Below are 21706 nucleotides of genomic sequence, written 5' to 3'. Positions count from 1 at the left end.
AGCTGGAAGCTGGAAGCCAAGTCAGCGTGGATCTACGCCCAGCACTATCAAGCGCCGGGCAGACCGATAGAAGCAGCCCAATACAACTCGGACTGCTTGAAGCTTCCAGCTTAAGGCTTCCAGCTGGGTTTATTGGCGATAGCTGTCATGACAGCTTTTGCAGGACTGCTGGACCGCACGCAGCTCATCAGCTGCCTGGTCCAGGGATTTGATGCCGACAGAGGTAACGGCATGCAGGTCGGCGACCTTGGCCTTGAAGTCATCAATGGCCAGGGCAAAGCCTTCGGGATCGGACCAGACGGTGTCCTTGGTGCGGTTCGGCTCGGGGTCATCGCCCGGGGTCGGGAAGTGCTCCCAGGGCTGATCGGCGAGCTGGGCCAGGGTATCGGCCTTGTTCATGAACTCGCCCATGCTGGGGGTAACGCGCCCGGTCAGCATGCCGCTCATCGGCTCGGTCTGGCGCAGCATCTGTTTGAACAGCGCCTGGCGCTTGCCTTCGTGCGAGTTGGGGTCAGGTTCATTGTTGCAGCCGGCCAAAGCCGCGCCGAGCAACAGGGCGACAACGAGTTTTCGGTATGGAACAGCGATCATGTTTCATCCAGACGACATACAGGAGGGGCGACAGTATCGCCTCTGAACCGATTCCGGCCAAGGCGTGTTCCTGTGCGAACAGCCTGACCGGGTAACTTCAGCCCCGGACGAGGGGCGCTGCAGCAGCGGCTCCAGCCGCTGCCAGGCTCGTCCGGGGCGTGCGACATTTAACCGCGCCCATTCGCAACCACGAATGGAGAAATCAGATGAGTGCCGTGATCAATAACGCCTTTACCGACTACAAGGTCGCCGACATCAGCCTGGCCGACTGGGGCCGCCGCGAGATCATCATCGCCGAGTCGGAAATGCCCGCGCTGATGGGCCTGCGCCGCAAGTACGCCGGCGAGCAGCCGCTCAAGGGTGCCAAGATTCTGGGCTGTATCCACATGACCATCCAGACCGCCGTACTGATCGAAACCCTGACTGCCCTGGGCGCCGAAGTACGCTGGTCTTCCTGCAACATCTTCTCAACCCAGGATCAGGCCGCTGCTGCGATCGCTGCCGCCGGCATCCCGGTATTTGCCTGGAAGGGTGAGACCGAAGAAGAGTACGAATGGTGCATCGAGCAGACCATCCTCAAGGACGGTCAGCCGTGGGACGCTAACATGGTGCTGGACGACGGCGGCGACCTGACCGAAATCCTGCACAAGAAATACCCGGCGATGCTGGACAAGATCCACGGCATCACCGAAGAAACCACCACCGGCGTGCACCGCCTGCTCGACATGCTGAAAGCGGGCACCCTGAAGGTCCCGGCAATCAACGTCAACGACTCGGTCACCAAGAGCAAGAACGACAACAAGTACGGCTGCCGCCACAGCCTGAACGACGCGATCAAACGCGGTACCGACCACCTGCTATCCGGCAAGCAGGCGCTGGTCATCGGTTACGGTGACGTGGGCAAGGGTTCTGCACAGTCGCTGCGCCAGGAAGGCATGATCGTCAAGGTCACCGAAATCGACCCAATCTGCGCCATGCAGGCCTGCATGGACGGTTTCGAAGTCGTCTCCCCGTACCACAACGGCATCAACGACGGCACCGACGCCTGCATCGACGCCGCGCTGCTGGGCAAGATTGACCTGATCGTCACCACCACCGGTAACGCCAACGTCTGTGACGCCGGCATGCTGAAAGCACTGAAGAAACGCGCGGTGGTCTGCAACATCGGTCACTTCGACAACGAGATCGATACCGCCTTCATGCGCGCCAACTGGGGCTGGGAAGAGGTCAAGCCGCAAGTGCACAAGATCCACCGCACCGGCAAGACCATTGACGCCACCAACGACGACTACCTGATCCTGCTGGCCGAAGGCCGCTTGGTGAACCTGGGTAACGCCACCGGCCACCCCTCGCGGATCATGGACGGCTCCTTCGCCAATCAGGTGCTGGCACAGATCCACCTGTTCGAGCGCAAGTTCGCCGATCTGTCTGCAGCCGACAAGGCCGCCGCGCTGACCGTTGAAGTGCTGCCGAAGAAGCTGGACGAAGAAGTCGCACTGGAAATGGTCAAGGGCTTCGGTGGCGTCGTCACCCAGCTGACCAAGACCCAGGCCGACTACATCGGCGTCACCGTCGAAGGCCCGTTCAAGCCCGACAGCTATCGCTATTGATAGCTGTCAGCCGCAAGCTGCAAGCCTCAAGAGCCCTGCCCGCCTCGCTGGCGGGCACCGGTTTCCGGGGGTTGCTTGCCGCTTGCAGCTTGAGGCTTGAAGCTGACGCCCTTCCAAGAGTAGAGAGATAATGACGACCAACGCCCCCATCAGCTTCGAGTTCTTCCCGACCAAGACCGAAGCCGGCCACGAAAAACTGCTCGCCACCGCCCAGACCCTGGCTGCGGCAGGCCCTGAATTCTTTTCCGTCACCTACGGTGCCGGCGGATCCACCCGTGACGGCACCCGCCGCACCGTGCTGCAGCTGGACGGCGAGGTGAAGGTTCCGACCGCACCGCACCTGTCCTGCGTCGGCGACTCGCGCGAAGACCTGCGCACCCTGATCAACGACTACCGTGCCAACGGCATCCAGCGCATCGTCGCCCTGCGCGGCGACCTGCCCTCCGGCATGGGTCACGCCAGCGGCGAGCTGCGCTACGCCAACGAGCTGGTCGAGTTCATCCGCGCCGAGACCGGCGATCACTTCACCATCGAGGTCGCCGCCTACCCGGAGTCGCACCCGCAGGCGCCAAACTTTGAAACCGATCTGCAGAACTTCATCCGCAAGGCCCGCGCCGGTGCCGACAGCGCGATCACCCAGTACTTCTTCAACGCCGACTGCTACTTCCACTTCGTGGACCGGGTACGTCAGGCGGGTGTCGACATCCCGATCATTCCGGGCATCATGCCGATCACCAACTACACCAAACTGGCGCGGTTCTCCGACGCCTGTGGCGCCGAGATTCCGCGCTGGATTCGCAAGCAACTGGAAGCCTACGGTGACGACAGCGACAGCATCAGCGCCTTTGGCACCGAGGTGATCAGCCAGCTGTGCGAACGCCTGCTCGACGGCGGCGCACCGGGCCTGCACTTCTACACCCTCAACCAGGCCGAACCCAGCCTTGCCGTTGTGCGCAATCTGCAGGGCGATCGCTGAGCCGGACGGGCTACCGGCGACCCCGGCAGCCCGAACATGCGAGCACCGCAAAAGCACGCTAGACTGCGACCATGAACCGATTTCATGGCCTTCTGGCCGTCGCCCTGGCACTGTTAGCCAGCCCACTCAAAGCCGAACAGCTGACCATTGTCAGCGAGCCATGGCCACCCTACGTATTTGAAGAGAACAACACTATCCGTGGCGTCGACTACGAGGTCAGCGACAGGCTGCTGCGTGAGCTGGGCTATGACCCCAAATGGCGAATGATGCCCTGGAAGCGGGCCCAGCATGAGGTGCGCGAGGGCAATGCCGACGCCATTCTCGATATAGGCATCAACGACCAGCGCCGCCAGACGTACCACTATCCCAGCGAGCCGCTTTCCTACAGCGAGACAGTGCTGTTCTATCGCAAGAGCCAGCCATTTCCGTTCACCCGAATCGAAGACCTGCGCGGTCTGCGTATCGGTATCTCCGCCGGTTACAGTTACGGAAACGATGAGTTCAAGGCCGCCAACTACTTCGAGCGCTGGCCCTGTCCTGCAATCGAAGCCTGTCTGCTGATGCTGGAGCATGGTCGCATCGATATGCTGCCGATCAACCGCAGGGTCGGCCTGTACACCATCAGACAACTCGGACTGAATGATCGGATCGCCCACCATGACACTCAACTGAGCAGCGGCGAGCTCTACCTGGCATTCGCGCGAACGCCGGCGCTGGCCGACCTCGCAAAGCGCTTCAGCGAGGCATTGCAGCAATTCAAGCAGTCGGACGACTACCTGCACCTGCTGTATCGCTATGGTCTGCAATAGTCAGGCAGCGCCTGCCAGTCGGCACTATGCGGCGGCTCCCTTTCTGTTATACTCGCCGGGCTTCAGGAAGCACTGAACAACTCCGCATGCTCTCTGGCCTTCCGATCAACTGCGCATCAGGCGCACTATCGAAGACCTGCCAAGACCCGTCGCACCACCGCCACGCAGAGAGCGGTTGGCCGCGACAGTCACTCAGGGCGAGCGCTCAAGCACCAATCGACTGTTCGGCACGGTCTGTCCGGGGCATTTCCCGTACGCCATTGCCAAGCGCCGGTGTCGCTGAGCCCTTGTAGCGCGCGTGCGACGTCACACACTGCTTTCTTTCATTCCAGGCCGCACGGACACGCGGCAGCCGCACGGTGCCAGACACCTGCCCGCTGCCCTCTGCACGTTCGCAACGGCCATCACAGGGTTATTCTGAATGTCCTTTGCCTCCTTGGGCCTGTCGGACGCGTTGGTACGCGCCGTGGCAGCCACTGGTTACACCACGCCCACCCCGGTTCAGCTGCAAGCGATTCCGGCTGTTCTCGAAGGCCGCGACCTGATGGTTGCGGCACAGACCGGTACCGGCAAGACCGCCGGTTTTGCACTTCCGGTTATCGAACGTCTATTCCCCGCTGGCGAGCCCGCCGGCAAGCGCCCGGGCGCCAAACAGGTTCGCGTGCTGGTACTTACCCCGACCCGTGAGCTGGCAGCTCAGGTGCACGACAGCATTCGCGCCTATGCTACCGAGCTGCCACTCAAGTCCACCTGCATCTTTGGTGGCGTTGGCGCCAACCCGCAGATGAAAGCCATCGCTCCCGGCCTCGATATTCTGGTTGCCTGCCCGGGCCGCCTTCTTGACCTGGTCGGTCAGAAGGCTGTCGATCTGTCGCAGGTAGAGGTACTGGTGCTGGACGAAGCCGACCGCATGCTCGACATGGGCTTTGTCCATGACGTGAAGAAGGTCATCGCCAAACTGCCGGCCAAGCGTCAGAACCTGCTGTTCTCCGCGACCTTCTCGAAAGACATCACCGATCTGGCCAACAAGCTGCTCGACAACCCGGCGCGTATCGAAGTCACGCCGCCGAATACCACCGTCGAGCGCATCAATCAAAAGGTCTACCGCGTTGCTGCCGGCCACAAGCGTGCGCTGGTCGCCCATCTGATCACCCAGGGCGCCTGGGAACAGGTGCTGATCTTTACCCGCACCAAACACGGAGCCAACCGCCTGGCCGAGTACCTGGTCAAGAACGGTCTGCCGGCGGCGGCGATTCATGGCAACAAGAGCCAGAGCGCACGCACCAAGGCACTGGCCGACTTCAAGGCCAACACCCTGCGCATTCTGGTAGCTACCGATATCGCCGCCCGCGGCCTGGACATTGATCAGCTGCCTCACGTGATCAACTTCGAACTGCCCAACGTCTCGGAAGACTACGTCCACCGCATCGGCCGCACCGGCCGTGCCGGTCGCAGCGGCGAAGCGGTGTCGCTGGTCAGCCCGGACGAGGACAAGCTGCTGCGTTCGATTGAGCGCATGACCAGGCAGCGCATCGAGGAGGGCTCACTGGAGGGCTTCGAGCCGCCGGCCCAAGCCGAACTGAACAGTGATCGCCCGGAGCGTGAGCGTGGGGAACGCAGCGAGCGCCCGCGTAGCCAGAACGCGCGCAGCAACAGCAATGGCGGTGCGCGCAACAACCGCGGCCAGGGTGGCCAGACCGCCAAACGCACCAGCCAAGGCCAGGGCCAATCGCAAGGCCAAGGCCAGGGCGCCCGCGCGAACGGCGGGAATGCCGGCAACGGCGGCAAGGGTAACGGCGGAAACGGCCAGCCACGCGGCCAGCGTCGCGACGACCGCCAGCGCGGCGAGCAACGCCCGCATCAGCAACGACAGCGCGCAGCCGGCCAGCCACGCGTCATGCCCGGCATTCATGCTCCGGAAGATCCGGTTGCGATTGAACGCCGTCGTCAGGCACTCGGCAATCGCATCGAGCCGGAGGTTGAAGAGCGCAAGCCAAGCAATCGCAAATCGGGTGGCCGCCCGCAGCGCGAAAAGCCGGCACTGCTCGGCCCACGCTGAGGTCGAAAACGAAACGGGGGCCATGCGCCCCCGTTTTTTTGTGCAACGATCACGCCCCGCATCATCAACGCTGCACAGCAGCTTCATCAGCGGCTATAGTCCTTGAAGGTATTTACGTCACAAGGACCGTTTCATGACTCTGCCACGGCTTGCACTGCTCTCCACCCTCGCCCTTGCTCCTGCCCTGCTCTGCGCCCAGCAGCTCGACACCTCGCCAAAACCGGGCCTGTGGATCAGCGAAAGTATCACCCTGATCAACGGTGTCGATATGCAGGCGCGTATGCGCGAGATGCGCACCAACATGCTCAACAGCCTCCCTCCGGAGCAACGGGCCATGGCCGAGGAAATGCTCGGTACTGAAGAACAGGTTGGGGAGCGCCAATGCATTACAGCCGACATAGCAAAAACCCTGACCGACCCGCAAGCCCTGCTGCGCGATGCACGGGAGAATATGCCCAAATGCGACTTCAAGATCAGCCAGTCCAGCGCTGACGCCCTGGAGTTCACCGGTCGCTGCAACGATCCTGACGGGTTCACCGGCGACATGAGCGGCACAATTGAAATGCTCTCCAGCACTGAAATGCGCTCTACTTTCAACGGCCAGGGCGCCTATGCGCTGCCGGCCGGCTTACTCGGCCCGGATGCCGGCCCCGGCGATGGCGAGGTAACCCTGTCTCATCGGCAGATCAGCCGCTGGCAATCCAGCGATTGCGGCAACGCCCCGCCCTACTGAGCTGCGTCAACCGTGCCCACCACAAAGAGTCTTGCGCTGCTTCACATCAGTGCAGAGCAGGGCTCGCCTGCCTGACGTCATCGGGTTATTCTCCCCCACCCGGCCTGTGCCGGCGTCGTGCAGTGACAGGGAGCGTACATGTCTGCAACAACCCCGGATAACGCCAACAGCTGGCGCGGCCGTCTGGTCGCAGCGCTGCTCGCCTTCCTGATCTGGGGCGCCTGGGCCCTGTTTGCCAATTGGCACAACGATACGTCACATGCGCTGATGGCCGGCCTGCTGCAAGGTACCTTCAGCGGCATCCTCACCCTGCTGATGGCCATGGCCGTCACCACACTATTTCGCCGCCTGCCGGACAACCCGCTGCGCATGCTGCTGCCGGCACTGCTGATCGTCGGCGTCAGCTTCACCCTGCTCTACCTGCTGCACCGCTGGCATCAAACGCCCGCGCTCTGGCAAACCATCATTCCTCCGAGCAGCATGGCCTTTGCCTACTGCCTGTTTCTGAGCGTGCGCCTGCATCACCAGGCCCGCGCCCTCACCCTCACCCTCAACAACGAGACACCATGACCAGCAATCGCCGCCCACTGAAGATCCGCGATCAGCGGATCATGACCCGCTTCGCCGCCTGGCTCAGCCAGCGCAGCGTTACCCCCAATCAGATTTCCGTGCTCAGTGTGATCTGCGCACTGGCCGGTGCGGCTGCGCTCGTCTGGTCCGGTCAGCAGGCGGGCGGCGAGCGCTCGATCTGGCTGATCGTCGCCGCCCTGTGCATCCAGCTGCGCCTGTTGTGCAACCTGTTCGACGGCATGGTGGCGATGGAGGGCGGCAAGCAGACGCCGGCGGGCGAGCTGTTCAACGATGTCCCGGATCGCATTGCCGATCCGCTGCTGATCGTTGCCTGCGGCTTTGCCCTGCCCGGTTTCGAGTCGGCCCAGTGGCTGGCCTGGCTTGGCGCACTGCTGGCCGTGATGACCGCCTATGTACGCGTACTCGGTGTCTCGCTCGGGCTGCCAGCCGACTTTCGCGGGCCGATGGCCAAGCAGCAACGCATGGCCCTGCTGACCGGCGCCTGCGTACTGTCGGTATTCGATCCGCTGTGGCAGCACCCGGGGCTGATTCTGTGGGTCAGCTTGATCATCATCGCCGTTGGCAGTGGCCTGACGGTGCTGCGCCGTCTGATCGGCGCCTATCTGCGACTGGAACGCCGGGGGATTGAATAATGGATATCGGCCTGCCCTTTATGCTCGACCTCACACCCAATACCCTGAACGCCATGCTGGTGGTGGTCGCCATGCTGGTGATCGCCAGCATCACCCAACTGATCCTGCGCCCGCGCCTGAGCGACGACGGCTATCTGGAGCTGAAACAGCGCATCAACTCCTGGTGGGTAATGGTCGGCGTGGTGTTTACCGCACTGATGATTGGCCCCACCGCCTCGCTGGTCTTCTTCACCATCCTGAGCTTTATCGCGCTGCGTGAATTCTTCTCGATCCTGCCGGTCCGCGTCACCGACCGCCGCCTGATCCTCGCGCTGTATCTGGCCGTACCGCTGCAGTACTACTGGGTTGGACTAGGCTGGTACGGGATGTTTATCGTCTTCATTCCCGTCTACCTGTTCCTGCTCATTCCCTTCGGCCTCTTGATGCTGGGTGAAACCAAGGGCTTCATTCGCGCGGTCGGCTCCTATCAGTGGGCAACCATGACCACGGTGTTCGCCATCAGCCATGTCGCCTATCTGCTGATGCTGCCCGCCGATGAAAACCCGGCGGGCGGTGGTGTAGGTCTGGTGCTGTATCTGGTGTTCCTGACCCAGTTCAACGACGTGGCCCAGTACATCTGGGGCAAGAAGTTCGGCAACCGCAAGATTGTCCCGGCAATCAGCCCGAACAAGACCTGGGCCGGTTTTCTCGGCGGCGTCGCCACCACCACCCTGCTCGGCGCCGTGCTGGCTCCCTGGCTGACGCCAATCGGCTGGGGTCTCGGACTGGCCGCAGGCCTGCTGATCGGTCTGGCCGGCTTCATCGGCGACCTGACCGTATCGGCGGTCAAGCGTGACCTGCGCATCAAGGACACCAGCCAGCTGATTCCGGGCCACGGCGGCATCCTCGACCGTATCGACAGCCTGATGTATACCGCGCCGCTGTTCTTCCACTTCCTCGTTTACACCACCTACTGAGGCCGCCATGTCCGTGATCAAGCGCCTGCCCAAACAGCTGTTCTTTCTGCTGATCGTCAAGCCCGTGGTGTACCTGCTGCTTGGCCTGAACATCTACAACAAGCAACGCCTGCCGAGCCACGGCCCGGCGATTCTGGCCGCCAACCACAACAGCCACCTGGACACCCTTGTATTGATGGCCCTGTATCCGCTCGGCGAGTTGCACCGGGTACGCCCGGTGGCGGCAGCGGATTACTTCCTGCGCAACCGCTTCACCAGTTGGCTGTCGCTGAACCTGATCGGCATCATCCCGCTCGACCGGCAGGGTCAGGTCGACAAGGATCAGGTCTTCGAACAGTGCCAGCAGGCGCTGGCCGATGGTCAGATTCTGCTGCTGTTCCCCGAGGGCAGTCGCGGCGACCCGGAGCAGCTGCAGCCGTTGCGCAAGGGTGTCTACCACCTCGCCCGCAGCCACGCCGGCACTGAGGTGGTGCCGATTGCCATGCACGGCCTCGGGCGCGCCCTGCCCAAGGGCGGCTCGATGATCGTGCCGTTCAACGCCGACGTGGTGATTGGTGAAGCGCTGCAACCGGGTGAAGACAGCAACGCCTTCATGCAAGACCTGCAGACCTCGCTGGAAGGCCTGCTGGCTCAGTGCATCACCAAACGGGATGCGCGTTGGGAGGATGAGTAAGCCTCGCGCGCCGATAGCGACTGCGCGAGGCGCGGCCGTCAATAAACAAGCGACTTCAGCCGGGGACGCCATAGTGTTGACGCCATTGTTTTGCCACTACATTTTATAGATAATAATGCCGCGCTCAGGGATGATCGCCGGCAGCAGGAGCCTGCCTATCCTTCCCCTGTTCGCATTGATCATACATACGCACAGGACCAGGCCTTTGAAAGCAAATCGGATTTCCCTCGCCATCACCCTCGGCACTGCAATCGCCACCAGCGCAGGCTGCGCAAACCTGTCTGAAAATCAGTGGGCCAACAAGGAAAACATTGGAACACTCATTGGCGTAACCGCCGGAGCGCTGCTTGGCAGCCAAGTGGGCGATGGCAACGGTCGCACCGCCGCCATCATTGCGGGCGCACTTGCCGGTGGCTATCTTGGCAAAACAATTGGCTCCAAGCTGGACGAGCGGGATCGTCAGGCACTCGCGCAACAGACCCAGCAAGCCCTCCAATATTCAGCTGATGGCCAAAGCCGTCAGTGGACCTCCAGCCACAGTGGTGCTAGCGCAACTATTACTGCCGTCAGTAGCGAGACTGTCGAGCGCCAAGTTGCAGTGAAACGGGCGCCCAGCGTAGCGGCCGTACCAAACATGTCGCTGATCAATCAGCCGTATCGCTCCACCAAATCGGCTAATGTTCGCAACGCACCGGACATTAATGCGGAGCGCGTCGCCAGTTTGCCCACAGGCACTACATTTACCGCGATAGGCAGGACCGATAATAACTGGATCATGGTTGGTCGCCGCGGTGTCACCGTAGGCTACGTCTATGCACCACTTGTTGAGCAGGTGCCCGCCACAACGACCGACAGCACCAACCCATCGGTCGCCGACACAGCCACCGATCTGGACAGCCTCGATGTTGCTACCGCAGCAAGCAAAGGCATCGATCTTGACGCTTTCGACCTGGACGCCGTGCCAGTTGAGCAACAAGTCGCAGCACAAACTACCTGCCGAACTCTCAACTACAACATTCGAACAGCCGAAAGCACTGACTCTCAGACCGTAAAAGCGTGCCAGGCCGATGATGGCGCTTGGGAACTGATCTAAAAGGAAGGCCGCATGAGACGCATCGTTATCCCGAGTCTGTTGGCACTGGCGTCAACAGCCCATGCCGCGGACTACCGCCTGGCATACTCGAAGGCAGAAAACCTTGAAGTATTCGTGGTACATGCTGACAACGCGCAATGGTGCAGCGACGCACTGCAACTGCGCTTTGCCTTTACCAGCGACGTAACCGACCCCAGCGCAGTAGGCCGCCTGCTGCCTAAACTTGGCGGGCTGCTGGCAAGCCAGTGTCCGGCTGCGAGCCAACTCAGCTGGGTCAGCACCGACAGCAGCGGCAGTACATTAAACAACGGCAGCGCATCGCAGGCCGGAGGCTGGATCGCGCAAACCACCGCACCCGCGCCGGACCCGGTCGCCTCTGCGGCCACTCCAGCCGTTGAAAGTGCAACCACGGCCACCGCCAGTCCGCCACCAGTATCCAAGGCTCCTATTGTTCCTGTCGCGGCACCGGTTGCCGAACCGACACCGAGTCCGGTCGCAGAAGCGGCGTCCGCCACTGAGCCAGCACCTGAGTCGCCCACCGAACCAGCAACAGCCACCGCAGTTGCCGCGCCACCGACTGTTTTCAGCGTGGCAGGCTGGACGCCGCCACTGCAGAAGGACGCGTTTGCTCAGGTCGATTTCCTGACCGAGGTGCGCGATCAGAACGGCTGCCGCTTCCGCCTTGCCGATAAGCTTGAAGATGGCACCGAGAACGTCAGGGCGGTGTCTTCCGGCGTCACCTGCGACGCTGATGGTTATGCCTCAGGCCCCGGTTCGCTGACGCTGACCCGCAGCGACGGTGTGCTGCTCAGTAGAACTGGTGACGCTCATTTCTTGGCTGGTCTGGCGTTCGATGCTCCCCCACCGGCTCTACCCATCGTCGGCTTCGATCAGGATAGGAACCTGCTGCAGCTACTGCACAGCGAGCCCGCCAGCCAGACCTACTACCTGCTCCGACTGAACCGCAGCTACAACGGTCAATGGCAATCCAACAACGCCACTGTGATTGCTTTGACGGAAAACCGCGACCTTTTCCGCGAACTGGACTCGATCAAGACCACGGTCGATCTAGCCGCCACTCGCCTTGACCAGGTCGCACCAGGCATTCGAAACACCCACCTGTACGCCATGCGCGACCTGAACAAAGGGCTAATGGAAAGAAACAGGGACTTCTGGCTTTACGATATCAGCCTGTCGCGCCACTACCGCAGCAAAAAGTGGGAATACAACCCGCAGCGTGCCACCAACCACTTGTTTGCTTTCGAACGTAAGGAATCGGAAGAACAACGCAGAGCCGAGGCAGAACGCTTGCGCGAGGAGCAGCGCCAGCGTGAACTGATGGCCCAGCAGGCAGAGCAACAACTTCGCCTGTACAGTCAGCTGCGAAACGACGTCCGCCGGCCCGAAGAACTGTACGCAAGCATGACCGAGGACGCCAGCTACAGCCCAACCGGGTCTGGCAGCTACCTGCGGATGATGCGCGGCGGAACAGCCACCTATAGCCAGATAGTAGAGATCGGCAAGGAACAGGATGATGGCTGGCTAATTGGGTATCCCTATCAAGCGGTGCTATTGAGCAATGAGCATACCGACCAGATCGAACAAGGATGGCATCTGATCAAGGGCAGCGCCCAGCTGGATCCCGAGCGCAAAGACGACCAAAACCTACCGCTGACCCTGATTACAGCTGACAGCATCCAATCTTGCTCAGAAGAACAATGTGCAGACTTGAAAGACCCATTGGCACTCACCCGCTACCGGATCGGGAACCCTGACTGGACTCCCGAAGAAGCGGAGGAGCTGATCAAGCGCGCAAGACCGGATCAAGCCGCGACCACAGGAGCAGCACGATGAACAAAAAGATCTTTCTGATTGCCGGAGGAGCCGCTGCTCTGATTGCCGCCACCTACGCCGGGCTATCCGTATACGCCGGCAATAAGGCAGAAAAGAAACTGGAAGACTGGGCCTATGATGCACAAATAGAAAATAGGCTGCACTGGTCCAAAGTATCCTCCAGCCCATTTGGCGGGCGCGTCAGTATATTCGACGTGGAATTGGACATCGGCGACAGTAACGCCGCCATCCGAGCAAAGGAAATCATTGTTAGCGACCTGCTCGACGAGGATGAACGCACCCGAATTCGCCTACAATTCCGTGGTGTCAACGCCGAGCAAGAGGCCTTCTCTGACTTCAGGCAGTTCAGCGCGATAGCCGGGCGAAATATCGACCGCGGTTTCGCTAACGCAGTAGGCGGATTCCAACCTGCGCTCAATAGTGGACTAACTTTCGTCCCACCGTTCGACGTGGACCTGTTTGTCGATGTCGATGATGATGCGGGCGTCGTGGAAACCGCAATCAACGTTGCTCTGCCAGAACTTTTTGACAGCCAAATCAGCTACCGGCTGGCAGGCCAGCGGGGCTTGAATCGCCAGCTGCGAGGCTTGCAGCGCACACTGACATCTGCAGAAAATGGCTACCAGATACTGCAGAGCCTTGAAGAGCTTGGACAGACCATTGACAGGATTGAGATTGAAGCGATCCGTTTTACCATGAAGGACAGAGGGCTTGTCTCCCGCAGCATCGCCTTACAACAGCGCTATAACACACCACTTGACCCAACACGCGGCGACGCGGATAAGCAACGCAGCGAGCACTACGAACGGCAGGTCGAGCAACAGGTAAAGCAATGCGAGCGCGGAGACCTGGCCAGAGACCTGGAAGATGTATGCGAATTGATTAGCGACATTTTGCTGGGCAAGGAGGATGGTTTTGAGCTCAGCATCGAGCCGAAGGAGACCGTTCGGCTTCGTGACCTGAGCAAACTCGACGACTCAAGGACCAGCAGTCGGATGCTAGCGCGCATGAATCTTCAAATTGATAGCCTCTAGTCATAAGCGCTTCCGTCACCCTCGGTGACGGAAGCATTCCACCAAAACACTTAATGACCTCAGTCACTCTTCGGACAGGTAACCCGATCCACCAGATAGACCAGACTGTGATAGTCCACGCCGCTATGGCTGGACAGCCCGATCTCGCAGGTACGGCTGGTTGATACCCCCTCGCTGCAATGCTGCACCACCGGCTTGAGCGTGCGCAGTGCATGATCATTCAGCTCGGGCAGGTTGAAGCCCTTGTCGCCGGCAAAGCCGCAGCAGTGAATCCCTTCCGGCACCACGACGTTGGTACTGCAGCGCCGGGCGATCTCGATCAGCGCCTGCCCCTCGCCCAGATGCTGGGTACTGCAGGTTACGTGCACCGCGACCGCCCCGGCCTGGGGAGTGAACTCCAGCCGCTGGAACAGATGGGTGCGGATAAAGCGCACCGGATCAAAGATATCCAACCCATCGGCCTCGCCATTGATCAGACTCAGCGTACAGGGGCTGGTGTCGCAGTAGATCGGATCCTGACCGTTGCGGCTAGCCTCGCGCAGCGCTGCAAGCAGCTCGTTGCGCTTGGCCTCGGCCTGCTCGGGATAGCCCTTGGAGGCAAACGGCTGGCCGCAGCACAAGCCATCGAGCTGCGCCGGCAGTACGACTTCATAGCCCGCCTTTTCCAGCAGCGCCCAGGTCTTGTCGATCAGCGGCATCTGCTCGCTGTCGCTGCGCGCCGGCCCCATGCTGCGCGAGATACAGGCCGGCAGGTAAACCACCCGCGGCTTGCCGCTTTGCCATTGATCGAGCGGCGGAATCAGTTTGACCGGCTGCGGCATTGCCGGCGTCCAGCTCGGCAGGCTCGCACCAGACAGCTTGCGCGCGCCCTCGCTCCAGCGCTGCAGACGCGGTGCGCCGAGCAGGCGGTGGGCCAGATCTGCGGCGCGCAGGGTAAACCGCACGCCCTTGAGTGCACCGGCAAAGTGCTTGGCCAGCCAGTTGGCGCGATCCGGGTAAGCCGCTTGCGAGGCGCGCAGCTCACGCACCAGATCGCCGGTATTGATGCCCACCGGGCAGCGCTCGGCGCACAGGCCGGTCGCGGCGCAGCTGTCGATGCCCTGATATTGGTAGGCGGTTTCCAGCTCACGGGTATCGATACCCGCGCGCTTTTTTGCCTGAATATCGCGCCAGATGACGATGCGCTGGCGCGGCGTCAGGGTCAGGCCGTTGCTCGGGCAGACTGGCTCACAGAAGCCGCACTCGATGCACTTGTCGACGATGTCGTTCGCGGCCGGCAGCGGCTTGAGGTTTTTCAGGTGAATCTGCGGGTCATCGGACAGCACCACATCCGGGTTCAGGATGCCCTGCGGGTCAAGCAGCCGCTTGATGCGCCACATCAACTGATAGGCGTCGCTGCCCCACTCCTTTTCAACGAACGGCGCCATATTGCGGCCGGTGCCGTGCTCGGCCTTGAGCGAACCACCGAACTCGATCGCGACCAGTTCGGCCACATCGCCCATGAACGCTTCGTAACGGGCGACCTGCGCCGGGTCCTCGAAGCCCTGGGTAAACACGAAGTGCAGGTTGCCCTCCAGCGCGTGGCCAAAGATGATCGCCTCGTCGTACCCGTGCTTCTCGAACAATTCGATCAGCCGGTGTACACCGGCCGCCAGTTGCTCGACCGGGAAGGTGACGTCTTCGATGATCACGGTGGTTCCGGTCGCGCGCACTGCACCAACCGCCGGGAAGGTGCCCTTGCGAATCGCCCACAGCTGTCCGGAGACCGCCGGATCTTCGGTAAAATCCACCTGCTGCTCGACCGGGAACGGGGCCAGCGCCGCGCGGATCTGCGCCAGTTGCTCGTGCAGCAGCGACTGACTGGCGGCGCGCGACTCGATCAGCAGCGCACAGGCGCCATCCAACAGCGCAGCCACCCAACCCGGCAGCCCCGGCTGATCCTGCACCGAGCGCAGACTGCGGCGATCCAGCAGCTCCACCGCTGCCACCGGCTGCTGCTTGAGCACCGGTACTGCGCGGCAGCAGGTGTCCACATCCGGAAACACGATCAGCGCACTGGCCTTGTGCGGGTATTCGGGAACGGTGTTGTAGGTCACCGAGCTGATAAAACCGAGGGTGCCTTCAGAGCCGACCATCAGGTGGGTGAGGATATCCAGCGGATCGTCAAAATCGACCAGCGCGTTAAGCGACAACCCGGTGGTGTTCTTCAGCCGATACTTGTGGCGAATCCGCTCGGCCAGCGCGGTATTGGCGCGGGTTTCGCGGCCCAGCTCGGCCAGTTGCTCAAGCAGCGCGCCGTGACTTTGGCGGAAGGCCGCCACACCGCGTTCGTCCTCACTGTCCAGCACGGTGCCATCGGCCAGCACCAGACGCATACCAGCCAGCGTCTGGTAGCTGTTCTGCGCCGTGCCACAGCACATGCCGCTGGCGTTGTTGGCAACAATGCCGCCGATCTTGCACGCGTTGATCGAGGCCGGGTCCGGCCCGATCTTGCGCCCCAGCGGCGCCAGTACAGCGTTGGCCTGCGCGCCGATTACGCCAGGCTGAAGGCGAATCTGATTACCACCGTCGCGAATCTCCCGACCGTTCCAGTAATCGCCCAGCACGATCAGTACCGAGTCACTGATCGCCTGTCCGGACAGACTGGTGCCCGCCGCACGGAAAGTGACCGGCACCTTATGCCGGGTGGCCAGATGCAACAGACGCACCACCTCTGCCTCCGACTCGACCCGCACCACCAGCTTGGGAATCAGCCGATAAAAGCTGGCGTCGGTGCCAAACGCCAGGGTCGACAGCGGATCGTCGAACAGACGCTCGGGCGGAATCAGGCGACGGGCGCCGGTCAGAAAGTCGGCAGGCAGGCTCATGCTATCTCCGTATTACTTGCTCAGATGCTGCAGTTCACGCACCAGCAGATCGGCGTTGATCTCACTGATGGATTTGGCACCGGTCAGTACCATTGCCACCCGCATCTCTTTTTCGATCAGCTCCAGCAGACTGCTCACGCCCGCCTCACCATCAGCCGCCAGCGCGTAGATAAAGGCGCGGCCGAGCATGGTGCAGTCGGCGCCGAGCGCCAGCATACGGACGACGTCCAGACCTGTGCGAATACCCGAGTCGACCAGAATCTTCAGGTCACCTTTAACCGCATCGGCAATCGCCGGCAGCGCTCGCGCGCTGGACAGTACGCCATCGAGCTGACGGCCGCCGTGGTTGGATACCACTATACCGTCGGCACCAAAGCGCACCGCATCGCGGGCGTCTTCCGGATCGAGAATGCCCTTGATCACCATCGGGCCGTCCCAGAAGTCACGAATCCACTGCAGATCTTTCCAGGAGATGGACGCATCGAAGTTGGCACCCAACCAGCCCATGTAGTCTTCCAGGCCTGTCGGATTGCCCCGGTAGGCGGAGATATTGCCCAGGTCGTGCGGTTTGCCGAGCAGCCCCACATCAAAGGCCCAGCGCGGATGGGTCACAGCTTGAAGGTAACGACGCATCGCGGCGTTCGGGCCGCTCATGCCCGAGTGCGCGTCACGATAGCGCGCACCGGGCACCGGCATGTCGACGGTGAACACCAGGGTGGTCACGCCGGCGGCCTTGGCGCGCTCCAGCGCATTCTTCATGAATCCGCGATCCTTCAACACATAGAGCTGAAACCACATCGGGCGACTGATCGCCGGTGCAACTTCTTCAATCGGACAGACCGAGACGGTCGACAGGGTAAAGGGAATGCCCTTGTCAGCTGCTGCGCGCGCCGCCTGCACTTCACCGCGACGGGCGTACATGCCGGTCAGGCCGACCGGTGACAGCGCCACCGGCATGCTCAGGGCTTCATCGAACAGACGGGTTTCCAAGCTCAGCTCCGACATGTTCTTCAGCACCCGCTGCCGCAGAGCAATACCGGCCAGATCCTCGACGTTCTTCTTCAACGTGTGCTCGGCATAGGCCCCACCGTCGATATAGTGAAACAGAAAGGGAGGCAGTCGGCGCTGAGCGGCGGCGCGGTAATCGGTCGAGGCAGAAATGATCATCAGCAAACTCTCATCGGTTCTTCAACGGGCAACGCCCCGGCAGCCAGGGCCGGGGCGCGAGCAGTCAACACATCAACCAGCCATCAGCGGATCGCTGACACCCAGCACATAGGCAGCAAACAGCGCAATCACACCAGTCATCAGCACATAGTACAGAGTCGGCCAGACAGTCCGGCGCAGGGTGGTGCCCTCACGGCCGAGCAGACCCACAGTTGCCGAGGCAGCCACCACGTTGTGGATCGCCACCATGTTGCCGGCAGCGGCCCCCACGGCCTGCACCGCCACGATCAACGCGGTCGACAGGCCAAGGTTGCTGGCCACGCCAAACTGAAACTGGCTGAACATCATGTTCGAGACGGTATTGGAGCCCGCGAGGAACGCGCCCAACGCACCGATGGTCGGCGCCAGCAACGGGTAGATGCCACCGACGCTGTCGGCCACATAACGGGCCATCAGAATCGGCATGCTTGGCAGGTCAGCCGCGTTCACTCCGGAGTTGATCAGGATACGCACCATCGGCACGGTAAACAGCAGCACAAAACCGGCACTCAGCAGCACGCCACCGGACTCGCCAAGCGCCTTGCCCAGCTCACGGACCTTCATGCGATGCAGGAAGAAGGTCGCGATCACCACCATGACCAGGATGCCGCCCGGCAGATAGAGCGGCTGAACCCCACCGCTGACACCGGTCTCACCAAGAATATCGGTAAAGTTGATGGCCACCGACTTGAACGCGGTGCTGACCTCGGGGAACACCCGGCTGATCACCAGCAGCACACCGACCAGCAGGTAGGGCAGCCAGGCACGGAAGCTGCTCATGGGGCGCGCAGTCAGCTCTTCCAGCTTCATCTCGATCGTGCCCATCCAGGCCTCCGGCCAGCTGTCGCGGGGCGCAAAGTCCCACTGACGCTTGGGTACCAAAAAACCGAAACGCGCGGCGCTGGTCACCACTGCCAGACCGACCAGACCACCGATCAACGACGGAAACTCGGGGCCGAGCAGCAAGCCGCTGATGAGATAGGGAATGGTCATCGACAGGCCGGCAAACAGAGCAAACGGCAGCACCTCGAATACCGCGCGCCAGCTTTTGTCCTTGCCGAAGAAGCGCACCAGCATGATGACCATAACCAGCGGCATGACCGTACCGACCAGCGCATGCACGATGGCTACCTGGCTGGTGATCAGCTGCAGGTAGGCGTCCCAGCTTGAGCCGTTGGCGGCCAGCTGCTCGCCGATCGCGGCGTGATCCAGCCCGGTGTTGACCCCGACAATGATCGGCGTACCGACCGCACCAAAGGACACCGGCGTGCTTTGCACCAGCATGCCCATCAGCACCGCAGCCATCGCCGGGAAACCGATCGCCACCAGCAGCGGCGCGGCAATCGCCGCCGGGGTGCCGAAGCCGGACGCACCTTCGATAAAGCAGCCAAACAGCCAGGCGATGATGATCGCCTGAATGCGGCGGTCAGGGCTGATGGTAGTAAACCCGGCACGAATCGCGGTGATACCGCCCGAATGCTTGAGGGTGTTCAGCAGCAGAATCGCGCCAAAAATGATCCACAGCACCCCCACGGTGACGACCAGGCCCTGCAGGGTCGACGCCAGCACCCGGTTGAAACTCATATCCCAGACAAACAGCGCGATCCCGGCGCTGAGCAGATACACCAGCGGCATGGCGCGACGCGCCGGCCAGCGCAGACCGATCAGCAATACACCTGCAAGCAGGATCGGGGCAAAAGCCATGAGGGCAAGGAAACCGGAAGACATGGAGCGCTCCTGTAGTTGTTATTGGCGGTCGAGCACCAATTGGTAAGACCAATTTACAAAAATGGATGACCAGATTAAAAAAGCACCAGAGCCATGTCAAACCCATAACGCTAGACTTTGGTATAGATCAATCCTGACGGGTTGCCTGTAAAGGTCATGCTGGTTACCCTCTACAGGCGATTGGTCAGACCAAAGGAACAAAAATGGAAGTAGGTCAGATTCGACAGCGCAGACTGTCGGACAACATCGTCGAGCAACTGGAAACCATGATCCTTGAGGGCACGCTGCAGCCGGGGCAGCGCCTGCCGGCCGAGCGCGCGCTGGCCGAGCAGTTCGGCGTGTCCCGCCCGTCGCTGCGCGAGGCAGTACAGAAACTGGTCGCCAAGGGCTTGCTGATCAGCCGCCAGGGCGGCGGCAACTATGTCAGCGATTCACTCGGTTCAAGCTTCAGCGATCCCCTGCTCAGCCTGCTCGAAGGTCATCCGGAAGCGCACCGAGACCTGCTGGAGTTCCGCCACACGCTGGAAGCCGACTGCGCCTATTACGCCGCGCTGCGCGCTACCGATCTGGACCGCCAGCACCTGCAGAGCGCCTTTGACGCCCTGCAGGCCTGCTACGCCCGCGAGGGCAAGGCGTCACGCGCCGAGGAAGGCGCCGCCGACGCGCGCTTTCACCTGGCAATTGCCGAAGCCAGCCACAACCTGGTGCTGCTGCACACCATTCGCGGCCTGTTCGACCTGCTCAAACGCAATGTGGTAACCAATATCGGCGGCATGTATGCGCTGCGCAGCGAAACTCGGCGGATGCTGGTCGCGCAGCATCAGGCGCTGTTCGACGCCATCATGCAGGGCCGCGCCGACGATGCCAGACGCATCGCCAGCGAGCACATCAGCTACGTGCAGGACGTGCTGGAAGAGCGGGAGGAGGAAAGCAGACGGCTGGCGCGCGCGCAGAGACGCGAGCGGCCGATCAGTCGCTGAGCCAGTCAGCGAACACCTCGCTGTTGTGCTCACCCAGCAGCGGCGGCGGGCGCCGGTAGTCAACCGGCGTGCGCGACAGTCTGATCGGGTTGGCGACCAGGTCCACCTCACCGGCCAGCGGGTGGGCCATGCGAATGCGCGTACCCCGCGCCTGCACCTGCGGATCGGCAAACACCTGCGCCAGATCATTGATCGGCCCGCAGGGCACGCCCGCCTGCTCCAGCGCCGCAATCCATTCGGCGGTGGTGCGAAATACCGTCACCTGGCGGATCAACGGAATCAGCTCGGCGCGGTTGGCAACCCGAGCAGCGTTGCTGACAAAGCGCGGATCAGTCGCCCACTCCGGGTGCCCCGCCACCTCGCAGAACTTGCGGAACTGGCCGTCGTTACCCACCGTCAGGATGAAGTCACCATCGGCGGTCGGGAAATCCTGATACGGGACGATGTTCGGATGAGCGTTGCCCAGCCGCCTGGGCGGCACGCCCGTGGTGAGATAGTTCAGCGCCTGGTTACCGAGGCAGGCGATCTGCACATCCAGCAGCGCCAGATCGATGTACTGGCCCTGACCGCTGCGCTCACGCTCAGCCAGTGCGGCGAGAATGGCATTGCTGGCGTAGAGCCCGGTGAGAATATCGGTCAGCGCCACGCCGACCTTGACCGGCCCGGCACCATCCTCCCCGTCTGCCTTGCCGGTGATGCTCATCAGGCCACCCATGGCCTGAATCATGAAGTCATAGCCTGCGCGTTTGGCATACGGCCCCTGCTGGCCGAAGCCGGTCACCGAGCAGTAGATAAGGCGCGGATTGAGCGCCTGCAGGCTCTGGTAATCCAGCCCATAGGCCGCCAGCCCGCCAACCTTGAAGTTCTCGATCAGCACATCTGCGCGCTGCACCAGCTCACGCACCCGCTGCTGCCCCTCGGGCTGGGTAAAGTCGATGGTAATCGAGCGCTTGTTGCGGTTGGCCGACAGAAAGTACGCCGCCTCGGAGGTATCGCGACCATCGGCATCACGCAGATACGGCGGCCCCCAGGCACGGGTGTCATCACCCGCCCCCGGCCGTTCCACCTTGACCACATCCGCCCCCAGATCAGCCAGCATCTGCCCGGCCCATGGGCCAGCCAGCACGCGGGACAGGTCGAGGACGCGTAAACCGGATAATGCACTCATGTCTTTAGCTCCAAGCTTCAAGCGGCAAGCTTCAAGCCACAAGCTGGCCGTGCGGGATACGAAGATAAGGGTACTAGCGGTACGCCAATGCAGCGTGAGGAGAACGCGACAAGCCGAACCAACTCAGAACGGCTTGTCGCTTGCAG

18 protein-coding genes and 1 riboswitch are annotated in these 21706 nt (G+C 61.9%); of the genes, 13 read left to right on the top strand and 5 right to left on the bottom strand.

Annotated elements, in window-relative coordinates:
* Nucleotides 1-129 precede the first annotated feature (129 nt).
* Nucleotides 130-591: a c-type cytochrome gene (locus ACZ5WQ_RS16560; protein ID WP_228245494.1), complete on the bottom strand. Its 462-nt coding sequence runs from the start codon at nt 589-591 to the stop codon at nt 130-132.
* 103 nt (nt 592-694) lie between these two features.
* Nucleotides 695-777: riboswitch (S-adenosyl-L-homocysteine riboswitch) on the top strand.
* A gap of 20 nt (nt 778-797) precedes the next feature.
* Between ACZ5WQ_RS16560 and ahcY the strand changes: the two genes are divergently transcribed.
* The 12 genes from ahcY (at nt 798) to ACZ5WQ_RS16500 (ending at nt 13611) form a co-directional block, all read left to right on the top strand.
* On the top strand, nt 798-2201 hold the full coding sequence (gene ahcY, locus ACZ5WQ_RS16555; RefSeq protein WP_464382706.1) for an adenosylhomocysteinase: 1404 nt from the start codon (nt 798-800) through the stop codon (nt 2199-2201).
* A 130-nt stretch (nt 2202-2331) separates the two neighbouring features.
* Entirely contained in the window at nt 2332-3177 is an 846-nt protein-coding gene (gene metF, locus ACZ5WQ_RS16550) for a methylenetetrahydrofolate reductase [NAD(P)H] (protein WP_464382705.1), read from the top strand.
* Between the two features lie 71 nt (nt 3178-3248).
* Nucleotides 3249-3986 carry a substrate-binding periplasmic protein gene (locus tag ACZ5WQ_RS16545; RefSeq protein WP_464382704.1) on the top strand — a complete coding sequence of 246 codons (738 nt, stop codon included), beginning with the start codon at nt 3249-3251 and terminating at the stop codon, nt 3984-3986.
* A gap of 421 nt (nt 3987-4407) precedes the next feature.
* On the top strand, nt 4408-6045 hold the full coding sequence (locus ACZ5WQ_RS16540) for a DEAD/DEAH box helicase (RefSeq protein WP_464382703.1): 1638 nt from the start codon (nt 4408-4410) through the stop codon (nt 6043-6045).
* A 133-nt stretch (nt 6046-6178) separates the two neighbouring features.
* On the top strand, nt 6179-6778 hold the full coding sequence (locus tag ACZ5WQ_RS16535; RefSeq protein ID WP_464382702.1) for a DUF3617 family protein: 600 nt from the start codon (nt 6179-6181) through the stop codon (nt 6776-6778).
* Between the two features lie 138 nt (nt 6779-6916).
* Nucleotides 6917-7348 carry a hypothetical protein gene (locus tag ACZ5WQ_RS16530; RefSeq protein ID WP_464382701.1) on the top strand — a complete coding sequence of 144 codons (432 nt, stop codon included), beginning with the start codon at nt 6917-6919 and terminating at the stop codon, nt 7346-7348.
* Entirely contained in the window at nt 7345-8001 is a 657-nt protein-coding gene (locus tag ACZ5WQ_RS16525) for a CDP-alcohol phosphatidyltransferase family protein (protein WP_285677469.1), read from the top strand. Before ACZ5WQ_RS16530 ends, ACZ5WQ_RS16525 begins: the two co-directional genes overlap by 4 nt.
* Complete coding sequence (locus ACZ5WQ_RS16520) at nt 8001-8957, top strand: phosphatidate cytidylyltransferase (RefSeq protein ID WP_228245501.1); 957 nt, start codon at nt 8001-8003, stop codon at nt 8955-8957. The genes ACZ5WQ_RS16525 and ACZ5WQ_RS16520 overlap by 1 nt, the downstream gene beginning before the upstream one ends.
* A 7-nt stretch (nt 8958-8964) precedes the next feature.
* A complete protein-coding gene (locus tag ACZ5WQ_RS16515) occupies nt 8965-9630 on the top strand; it encodes a lysophospholipid acyltransferase family protein (RefSeq protein ID WP_464382700.1) in 666 nt (221 codons plus the stop codon).
* Between the two features lie 205 nt (nt 9631-9835).
* Nucleotides 9836-10723 carry an SH3 domain-containing protein gene (locus ACZ5WQ_RS16510; RefSeq protein ID WP_228245503.1) on the top strand — a complete coding sequence of 296 codons (888 nt, stop codon included), beginning with the start codon at nt 9836-9838 and terminating at the stop codon, nt 10721-10723.
* A 39-nt stretch (nt 10724-10762) separates the two neighbouring features.
* A complete protein-coding gene (locus ACZ5WQ_RS16505; RefSeq protein WP_464382699.1) occupies nt 10763-12577 on the top strand; it encodes a hypothetical protein in 1815 nt (604 codons plus the stop codon).
* Entirely contained in the window at nt 12574-13611 is a 1038-nt protein-coding gene (locus tag ACZ5WQ_RS16500; protein WP_104738723.1) for a hypothetical protein, read from the top strand. The genes ACZ5WQ_RS16505 and ACZ5WQ_RS16500 overlap by 4 nt, the downstream gene beginning before the upstream one ends.
* Before the next feature lie 59 nt (nt 13612-13670).
* Here the strand turns inward: ACZ5WQ_RS16500 and ACZ5WQ_RS16495 are convergent, their stop codons facing one another.
* From ACZ5WQ_RS16495 to ACZ5WQ_RS16485, 3 genes are all read right to left on the bottom strand, one after another.
* A complete protein-coding gene (locus ACZ5WQ_RS16495; RefSeq protein ID WP_464382698.1) occupies nt 13671-16478 on the bottom strand; it encodes an FAD-binding and (Fe-S)-binding domain-containing protein in 2808 nt (935 codons plus the stop codon).
* A gap of 12 nt (nt 16479-16490) precedes the next feature.
* Entirely contained in the window at nt 16491-17645 is a 1155-nt protein-coding gene (gene lldD / locus ACZ5WQ_RS16490; protein ID WP_464382697.1) for an FMN-dependent L-lactate dehydrogenase LldD, read from the bottom strand.
* Between the two features lie 72 nt (nt 17646-17717).
* Entirely contained in the window at nt 17718-19412 is a 1695-nt protein-coding gene (locus ACZ5WQ_RS16485; RefSeq protein WP_269688083.1) for an L-lactate permease, read from the bottom strand.
* Between the two features lie 203 nt (nt 19413-19615).
* On the opposite strand from ACZ5WQ_RS16485, the gene ACZ5WQ_RS16480 reads away from it, so the two are divergent.
* Nucleotides 19616-20392, top strand: coding sequence for a GntR family transcriptional regulator (locus ACZ5WQ_RS16480; protein ID WP_104738719.1), 777 nt, complete (start codon nt 19616-19618; stop codon nt 20390-20392).
* Here ACZ5WQ_RS16480 and ACZ5WQ_RS16475 read toward each other — a convergent pair.
* Nucleotides 20382-21560 carry a CaiB/BaiF CoA transferase family protein gene (locus tag ACZ5WQ_RS16475; RefSeq protein ID WP_335600274.1) on the bottom strand — a complete coding sequence of 393 codons (1179 nt, stop codon included), beginning with the start codon at nt 21558-21560 and terminating at the stop codon, nt 20382-20384. The genes ACZ5WQ_RS16480 and ACZ5WQ_RS16475 overlap by 11 nt on opposite strands.
* Between the last annotated feature and the right edge of the window lie 146 nt (nt 21561-21706).

It is taken from the genome of Halopseudomonas sp. T1L2 (assembly GCF_055397385.1).
Note: the sequence above shows the minus strand (reverse complement) of the source record. Positions and strands in the feature narration are given on the sequence as shown.